Raw genomic sequence first — 8284 nt, 5'->3', positions numbered from 1 at the left:
TGTTCGTTCGCCGTGTAGTGGAAGATGTACTCTTGACCTTCCGCAGCGGTGAACGTGTAGCTGTCCTTCAACTTCGTCGGCGTGTAGCCCGGTACTTCCTCGGCGGTCAGTTCGATCGTTTGACCTGTCTTGCCTTTATGAGTCGTTGGGTCGATCAGATCTCGGCCTGCTTCGTCAACATAGCGTACTGTTACAGTTTGATCCCCTGCCGTGTAATGGAACGTATACACTTGGTTTTCGTCAGCGGTAAACGTGTAACTGTCCTTCGACTTCGTCGGCGTGTAGCCCGGTACTTCCTCGGCAGTCAGTTCGATCGTTTGACCTGTCTTGCCATCATGAGTCGTTGGGTCGATCAGATCTTGACCGTCTTCGTCAACATAGCGTACCGTTACCTTCTGTTCGTTCGCCGTGTAGTGGAAGATGTACTCTTGACCTTCCGCAGCGGTGAACGTGTAGCTGTCCTTCAACTTCGTCGGCGTGTAGCCCGGTACTTCCTCGGCGGTCAGTTCGATCGTTTGACCTGCGACTCCATTCACCGTTGTCGCTTCAGCCAGTACTTTATTTGAACCTTGTTCCAAATATTTGACGGTAACAGTTTGTTCAACAGCCTCCGTATAACCGAACCAAATAGTAGGCGTTAAATTCGTTGTCGTCAATGTGACATCTTGCGGGCTGGTTCCTACTTTAAGTTGGTAACCTGAAAGGATAGGCGCTGTGACCGTATATGGTACTCCTCTTTCAAGAGCTTCGTTGCCGTTAGAATCTTTGAAATATTCACTGTGCAACTGTTCAGCGAATTCCCGACCCTCAACGACTTCGCCGTCCGCATTGACAGGTTCTCCATTCGCATTGACTTTATAGCCTTTAATTAGAATGGATCCACTGCCGATGCTGACTCTTGGCACTTCAAAATTCTTAGACGTATCCCGACCGTTAACATCTGTGTAGTTCATGGTCGTCGTGCCGTTCGTCGGGTACAGTTTGTTGGATTCCGGATTCTTGGTTTGATCCATCACGACTTTGTAAGTTAACGTTGCGGGTTGGCCTTCCATAATGTTGCCGGCTTCCCAAGTAAACGTCTCGCTGACAGGATCCCAAGATATCGTTCCTTGAGAAGGAGTATAAGATCCAGCCGGCGGGACCAGATTGAACATTTCGCCCATCGGGTCGGTAATGATTGCGTTCTGAGCGGCGTACGAAATCTTTCCTGCCAGCTCGGAGTAAATTTTATCCAAGTCAGCGCTGCTAGCAGAGTAGTAGCCTTTGTTTTGGCTGTTATTGAGTACGTATTCCGCATTATTGCCGCTTCCTACATCAAGTCCGATCGAGTAGATTCCAATTCCTGCTTTTTGAGCGAGCTTCGCTTCTGATAAAGTGGCTATTCCGTTATCTAAAACTTCATGCCCATTTACTTTGTATGTCTCGCCCCAGCAATAACCGAGAAAACAGCCTGATTTCTCCAGGTTGTAGTTACTGCCGTCACCGAGAATGGTGTTATAGGTACCAAAATTAGTAAGTGCAAAATTATATTTATTTCCCGGCCATGATTGGGATTCTGCTGCTATAGCCTTGTAACTATATGTCGGCTCTCCGTCACTTAATAACACAATGACCTTGTTCTGGGCAGAACTCCCATCTAGCAATGTGCGAGCTTTGTACAAACCTGCTTGAATGTTGGTGCCGCCGCTGGCCGTAATCCTTTCAATTGCCGTTTTTAAAGAAGCTTTTTGGTTAACTCCACTAAAGTCGGAAACAGTGCTAGCACTATCACTGAAAGAGACAACCGCAATTCTTGTTTCGGAGCCCGGGATGAGCAAGTTATCAACGAATTTCTTCGCGGCTTCTTTCGCCTTCGGCAGCCGGCTTTGATTCGGGCTCTTCGTCATACTCCCCGATTTATCAATTACTAGTACGACATCCGAACGGCTCTTAATATTTTTGCCTTCAATTTTTAACGTGATTTCCCATTCGCCGGATTTCCCCGTCGGTTCCGCCGTCTTGCTTAACTTGATCGCTCCGGGATTCGGCCAGATCACTTCCTCTGAATTGGCTGCCTGCCCGAACGCTCCCGGCGTCAGCCCGAAGAAAACCGTGAACAAGCATAGCCATGTGACTACGACTTTTAAACGCCCTTTCATATGTACCTCCTCATTTTTTCATTAGAATCCTCCTTTTCAGACTCTATTTTCCCTACCCTCCTCATCGAAGATTCGATATATGCTCCTCGGAATATAGTATTCCGTTGAGAACGCAGGAAAATAAAAAGTCCGGCCGCATTAACGATTGTTAATTGCAGCCGGACGATCATTAGTCAAACGACTATTAGACTCCAAAGCTTTGCGACCTAATCTTTCGATTAGTGTGCCGAGTTTTCAATTTTGCATTAGTACAATAGTCCTATCTTTGTGTTGCCAATTTTAATATATTTTACTAAATGACTTTTGTCAACTATCATTTTGAAAATTTTTGTAATTATTTTCAATTTTTACAGCATTCCTGGTTTCGATGCAAATAGTTTATCTATCGTTTCTATGATTTCCGCACCATGGCACGGTTTCACGATATAATCTTTGGCCCCTAGACGGATCGCCTCCAGGATGATCGTTTTCTGTTGAATCGCAGAACACATAATAATCTTGGCGTGCGGGTCCAGTCCTTTTATACGTTTCAGCGCGGTTAATCCATCCATGCCCGGCATCGCAATGTCCATCGTTACGAGGTCGGGTCTCACTTTTTGATAGAGAGCTACGGCTTCGTCGCCGTCAGCGGCTTCGGCCGCAATTCGAAACCCGTTGGATGTCAATACGGATTTCAACATGGTCCTTGCGAAAACTTCGTCATCTACAACCATGACAGATTTCATACGTATTACGAACCCTCTTTTCCATTGTCGTACTTAACAGGGATTAATTCTAAAAGATGCAAGCATATCGCGCCATCCCCCAAAAGAGGTGTTTTTCACGAAACCGTATGTTCCATGCCTGCTCCGGTTGTGCGGCATATCGCTTTGTTAATGGGTATTCGTTCAATACAAGCAGTTAGAACAACACTTTTATATTTTTCCAATTGTAAGGGATTACCAACGCAAAAAAAAACCGATCTGTACGAAACAGATTGGCCATTTTCTGGGAAATCATTCAAAATTCAATGAAATTGAACGTCGATTCTTCTTTTGGTATCTCCTTGCACTTTCGGCATATGGATCTCCAGAACCCCGTTTTTGTATTTTGCCTGGATTCCTTCGGAAGATACGTTCGAAGGCAAGCTAATAGAGCGATGAAACCGGCCGTAAAACCGTTCTTGCCGATGCATTTGCTCTTCTTTCACTTCACTGACTTTATTTATTGTACCACTGATGGAAAGGACGTTGTTTTCAATATCGATATTGACATCCTCTTTCTTCTCCAGACCCGGTATGTCGCATGTGGCGACAACTTCATTCTCGGTTTCGTATACGTCTACATTCATATTGCCCGTATGTTGGGAAAATGCGGTTCTGAAATCGGGAAAATCGTTCGTGAAAAAACGGTCTAATTCCCGTCTCATATTTTCAAGACGACGGAACGGTTCATATGGAATTAAAGCCATTGGATGCAACATCTCCTTGAATATTTTCGTTTTCAAGGTAATTATCCCCGAGCGCACAGGTATTTATTCCCCAAGTTGCCTACCGGTCACAGACGCAACTACCCGGCAAATTCCTGGCGAATGATGTCGACGTTTTCCTGATGGCAATGCTTTGTAAAAGCCGACAAAAATCGATGTTCGCTCTCCATTTTCGCAATCGCCGATTCATCGCCGTTCATAACAGCCTGCTTCAAACGTTCCAAATAATCGAGCGACACCGCAATCCGCTCGGCCATTTCGGAACGATCGACAGTATGCCGCCCATGTCCTGGGATGAACAACTTAATGTCGTGTGCGCTCATCAACTTCTCCGCCTTCTTTAACGTCTGTTCGTACGCAATCGCGCTATGATAAATATAAGGCAGTTCGATGTCGGATAAATAATCGCCTGCCAGCCATATGCCCATAGAATCAACGATAGTAAACAAACCGTCTGCGGTATGGCCCGGAGCCAAATAAAATGTCAGATTGGTCGATCCGATCGCAACTTGCTGACCGTCGCGCTTCACAACGATATCGAGCTGAGGGAATTCGATCTCATAATCGCGGACAATGTAATATTTGGCGTCGAAATCCTTGATCTCTCCGACCGTTCCTTCCTTATTCGGATGATTCAGCAGCCCGGCGCTGCCAATCGTTATGGCTCCAGGGAAAGCGTTATATCCTATAATGTGATCGAAATCGCCATGAGTAAACAAAAGATAACATTGCTTATTGCCCTGGATCGATTTCACATGGCCCTTAATTTCGCTAATTTCCGCGGGCAGCCATGTCGGATCTACGATGAATATGCCGTCGTCGAGGTTGACGACAGTGGAAGTGGTCTGAAACAACGCGCTCTGGAAAACGGTAATTCGCTCGTTTGAATATTGAATCATCAAAATCACCTCTTCGGGAATACGATTGATTACGCGAACTAATGTTTGATATAATGGCAATGATAGCAATGATTGGGGAGGTATTATAATATGAAGCCGAACGATAAGAAGCCAATCATAAAAGAACAGCCCGCCACGTATGACGATTATGCGCAATTGCCCGATGACGGCAAACGTTATGAACTGGCGGACGGGGTATTGGAACTGATGACTCCCGCGCCGACGCCTAAGCATCAGGTGATCGTCACCAACATTTTTACGCTGCTTTCGAACTCTTGTCAATCGGAATATATCCTTTTCGTCTCGCCAATTGACCTTATTTTATCAAATATGGAGGTTCGCCAGCCGGATCTTGCGATGGTTCATCGCAGCCGAATGGACATCATTACCCGCAGAGGAATCGAAGGCATTCCCGATTTGGTCGTGGAAGTTATATCTCCTCATTCCGTTAAGCGCGATAAACAAAACAAATTAAGAACATACGCCGCTTATCGCATCCCGGAATATTGGATCGTCGACCCGGCGCATGAATCGCTGGAGCAGTATGTGCTGTCGGAAGCAGATAACCGATATGAACTCGACACGGTATACGACAGAGAAGAGACGGTCCAATCGGACCGCCTTCCATGGGTTTCGTTCACAATGGCTCAAGTTGTCGATCCGGCTGCCGGCCTTCCGGGTTAATCCCTGCCTGTTGGACAAACCGGGCAAGACATTCAATCGATTTATCTATAACTTGATTGTACTCGTTCGAAGAACTGTGTTATACTACGTTTAACGTAGTAGTTAATATTCTATTCAGTTGTTTGCGTATGAAGTTGGTCACTGCTGCCGAATACTAATAAGAGTCTTCACCGCTGGAACGTTGAAGACTCTTAGGACCAGAAAAGGATATGGAACACCACGGCGCGCAAGCACTAAATGTTAATGCAAAGCGAAACCACCGTCCAGGCTCTCCAACCTATTTAGCGGTGGTTTTTCGCTTGCAGCGGAACTTACGACGCGCCCAACGATAGAACTTTCGGATAACAAACACTAGGCTTAGTATCGTTATAATCCAACGCAGCACGTCATAAAACGCCGCAATTACGACCATCGGCATCACCCCCTTCTGGAAGCTGCGCCGTGGCCGCCAATTCCACCACTATTCATAGTCCATAGAATTAATTATAACATGTCCCACATTATGCCGCTACTAATCCGTTAAGATTCCGATCGGATCGCCATTCATGCGCCGTAAGACATCACAACCGATTCCATTCCTTGCTTAACTTCAGTACCCTTCTTTGCCCTTGCCGCCCGTCACTACCGCCACGCTTGCGCTCGCTCCGAGACGATTGGCCCCCGCTGCGATCAACCGGCGCGCAACGTCGATATCCCTGACACCGCCTGACGCCTTCACTCCCATCTCGGGACCGACCGTTTTACGCATTAATGCGACATCTTCCACCGTCGCCCCGCCGGAACCGAAGCCTGTTGACGTTTTAACGAAGTCCGCGCCGGCCATTTTGGCAATCGCGCAAGCCTTCGCCTTCTCTTCATCCGTAAGCAGGCACGTCTCCAGAATCACTTTAACGACCGCTTGTCCTCTGCAAGCAAGAACGACACCCTCTATATCCTTCTTAACCGTATCCAAATCTCCCGATTTCATCGCTCCGATATTCAATACCATGTCGATTTCCGTAGCTCCGCTAGCAATGGCGTCTCTCGCCTCCGCAATTTTGGCAAAAGAACTCGTCGCTCCGAGCGGAAAACCGACCACCGTCGTAACGCCGGTTTTCGTCCCGGCTAATTCCTTCGCCGCCACCGGCACCCAGTAGGGATTGACGCATACCGTTGCAAAGCCGTATTGCTTCGCTTCCTCGCATAGCGCAACGATCTCGTCTCTCGTACATTCCGGTTTCAGCAACGTATGATCGATCTTGCGCGCGATTTCCGGTCCGGTCAACATATTGTTCTGCGACGGATACTGGCCGAAGCCTCGAACGGATTCGTTGGACACGGAACGGTTGGGGGCCGCGGTTTCCGCTTGCTTGGCGATTTGCTCCATCACTTTTTGCGTAATCTGTTGAACTAAACTCTCTACTTCCAATATGTTCCCCTCATTTCGTCTTATTCCAATGTTGGTCTGCTTGCATCGTCAAAACGATCGACAACCCCGACAATTACCGCGTCAACGGCCGCATCGGGCCGCTTCATCGCTTCGCGCGCGGATCCTCCTTCCTCTACGACGAGGACCAGATCCCCTTCTCCGGCATGAGAGCAATCTACCGCGATGAACGGATCTCCACAGCTATTTCCGCGTTCATCGACAGGCTCGACGACCATCAATTTGCAGCCATGATGACTGCCCGTTTTCACGGTCGCCACGATGTTCCCTAGAACCCTTCCTAGTTTCATAAGGCATTAAGCCAATTTCGGCAATATCTGTTCGATCTCGTGATGCGGCCGCGGGATCACATGAACCGATATCAATTCGCCTACCCGTTGCGCCGCTTCCGCTCCGGCATCGGTCGCCGCTTTAACGGCTCCTACGTCTCCTCTTACGAATACCGCAACCAATCCGCCGCCGACCGTTACTTTGCCGGCAACCGTCACATTGGCGGCCTTGACCATCGCGTCCAACGCTTCGACCGCGCCGACCATACCTTTCGTCTCAATCATTCCCAAGGCATTATTCATATTCTGTCCCTCCCTGTTTTTATCGTATGATAGTGGTCCACTATCCCCATAATGCCGGCGTCGGCCGCCACCAGTTCCAATCCGAGCGGAAGACCGGATTCCCTGCTTTTCGCCAAATAGACCAGATCCCCGTAACCGGACACGCCGATCGTGTCGATAGCAACAATTCGTTTCCCCGCCTCCCTCTCTGCATCCTTCATAGGTTGAATCACCAAAAGCTTCAAACCCGACAGGCTTTCGTCCTTATGAGTGCATACCACCGAGCCGACAACTTTGCCCAGAAACATACGGCCTCCTACCTGAACCGCTTCAGAAAACGGCTCTCGATTTCCATGATTTTCGTGACCCGCTTGTCATGCCTTCCCCCCGAGAAAGGGGTTTCCAGCCATGTCTTGACGATCTGTCTGGCCAGGCCTTTGCCCAGCACTTGGCCTCCTATCGCGAGCATATTGGCATGATTGTGATCTCGGCTGTTAATAGCCGAACTGACATCCCAGCAAAGGGCGCATCGTATGCCCGGAACTTTATTGGCCGTCATTGTGCTGCCGATGCCGACGCCGTCAATCATAATGCCCGCATAATTCTCGCTCGTGGCGACCGTTTCCGCGACCAGAAAGGCGATATCGGGGTAATCTACCGAATTGTTGTCGTAACAGCCGAAATCTATCAACGGATAACCCAGGCCGGCCAAAAAGGTTTTAATATCTTCCTTGAGCTCGAAGCCTCCGTGATCGCTACCGATAATTACTGTTTTCATATGCTACTCCGCTTTAGGTTGAGGCAAGATTCCTTCTACTTCGTTATGAGGCCTTGGAATGACATGCACCGAAATTAATTCCCCGACTCTGCGCGCAGCCTCGGAACCCGCTTCCGTTGCCGCTTTCACGGCTCCGACGTCGCCGCGAACCATTACGGTCACCAATCCGCCGCCCGTCAACACCTTCCCGACCAACGTTACGTTTGCCGCTTTCACCATCGCGTCCGCCGCTTCGATCGCTCCCACAAGACCTCTCGTTTCAATCATTCCCAACGCTTCTTTCATATGGACTGCTCCTCCTTTAATTTCGGCGATTTGCCGTTCCTTAGGAATTCTCTTG

The 8284-nt window shown here is 48.5% G+C and carries 11 protein-coding genes and 1 riboswitch; of the genes, 1 reads left to right on the top strand and 10 read right to left on the bottom strand.

The genetic code is table 11. From position 1 onward, the window contains the following. The 4 genes from LQ229_RS24105 to LQ229_RS24090 all read right to left on the bottom strand — a co-directional run. On the bottom strand, positions 1-2138 hold a 2138-nt coding region (locus LQ229_RS24105), incomplete at its 3' end, for a MucBP domain-containing protein (protein WP_230193123.1). 150 nt (positions 2139-2288) lie between these two features. Beyond that, positions 2289-2376, bottom strand: a riboswitch (cyclic di-GMP riboswitch). A 109-nt stretch (positions 2377-2485) separates the two neighbouring features. After that, entirely contained in the window at positions 2486-2863 is a 378-nt protein-coding gene (locus tag LQ229_RS24100; protein ID WP_230193122.1) for a response regulator, read from the bottom strand. A gap of 281 nt (positions 2864-3144) precedes the next feature. Further along, complete coding sequence (locus LQ229_RS24095; RefSeq protein ID WP_230193121.1) at positions 3145-3588, bottom strand: Hsp20/alpha crystallin family protein; 444 nt, start codon at positions 3586-3588, stop codon at positions 3145-3147. A gap of 98 nt (positions 3589-3686) precedes the next feature. Beyond that, positions 3687-4505 (bottom strand): MBL fold metallo-hydrolase, encoded by an 819-nt coding sequence (locus LQ229_RS24090; protein WP_230193120.1) that lies wholly within the window; start codon positions 4503-4505, stop codon positions 3687-3689. Positions 4506-4595: 90 nt separating this feature from the next. Between LQ229_RS24090 and LQ229_RS24085 the strand changes: the two genes are divergently transcribed. Continuing rightward, positions 4596-5189: a Uma2 family endonuclease gene (locus LQ229_RS24085; RefSeq protein ID WP_230193119.1), complete on the top strand. Its 594-nt coding sequence runs from the start codon at positions 4596-4598 to the stop codon at positions 5187-5189. A 589-nt stretch (positions 5190-5778) separates the two neighbouring features. Here LQ229_RS24085 and deoC read toward each other — a convergent pair. The 6 genes from deoC to LQ229_RS24055 form a co-directional block, all read right to left on the bottom strand. Beyond that, on the bottom strand, positions 5779-6456 hold the full coding sequence (gene deoC, locus LQ229_RS24080) for a deoxyribose-phosphate aldolase (protein WP_216537098.1): 678 nt from the start codon (positions 6454-6456) through the stop codon (positions 5779-5781). A 161-nt stretch (positions 6457-6617) separates the two neighbouring features. Continuing rightward, entirely contained in the window at positions 6618-6905 is a 288-nt protein-coding gene (locus LQ229_RS24075) for a EutN/CcmL family microcompartment protein (RefSeq protein WP_216537001.1), read from the bottom strand. 6 nt (positions 6906-6911) lie between these two features. Next, entirely contained in the window at positions 6912-7187 is a 276-nt protein-coding gene (locus tag LQ229_RS24070) for a BMC domain-containing protein (protein ID WP_216537000.1), read from the bottom strand. After that, positions 7184-7474 carry a EutN/CcmL family microcompartment protein gene (locus tag LQ229_RS24065; RefSeq protein ID WP_230193118.1) on the bottom strand — a complete coding sequence of 97 codons (291 nt, stop codon included), beginning with the start codon at positions 7472-7474 and terminating at the stop codon, positions 7184-7186. The genes LQ229_RS24070 and LQ229_RS24065 overlap by 4 nt, the downstream gene beginning before the upstream one ends. Before the next feature lie 8 nt (positions 7475-7482). After that, entirely contained in the window at positions 7483-7944 is a 462-nt protein-coding gene (rpiB, locus tag LQ229_RS24060; RefSeq protein ID WP_216536998.1) for a ribose 5-phosphate isomerase B, read from the bottom strand. A 3-nt stretch (positions 7945-7947) separates the two neighbouring features. Next, a complete protein-coding gene (locus LQ229_RS24055) occupies positions 7948-8229 on the bottom strand; it encodes a BMC domain-containing protein (protein WP_216537097.1) in 282 nt (93 codons plus the stop codon). Positions 8230-8284: the final 55 nt, after the last annotated feature.

Origin of the sequence: Paenibacillus sp. CECT 9249 (genome assembly GCF_918697855.1) — a bacterium.
GTDB lineage: Bacteria > Bacillota > Bacilli > Paenibacillales > Paenibacillaceae > MSJ-34.
The sequence above is the reverse complement of the archived record's forward strand: the minus strand, read 5'-3'. Positions and strand labels throughout refer to the sequence as shown.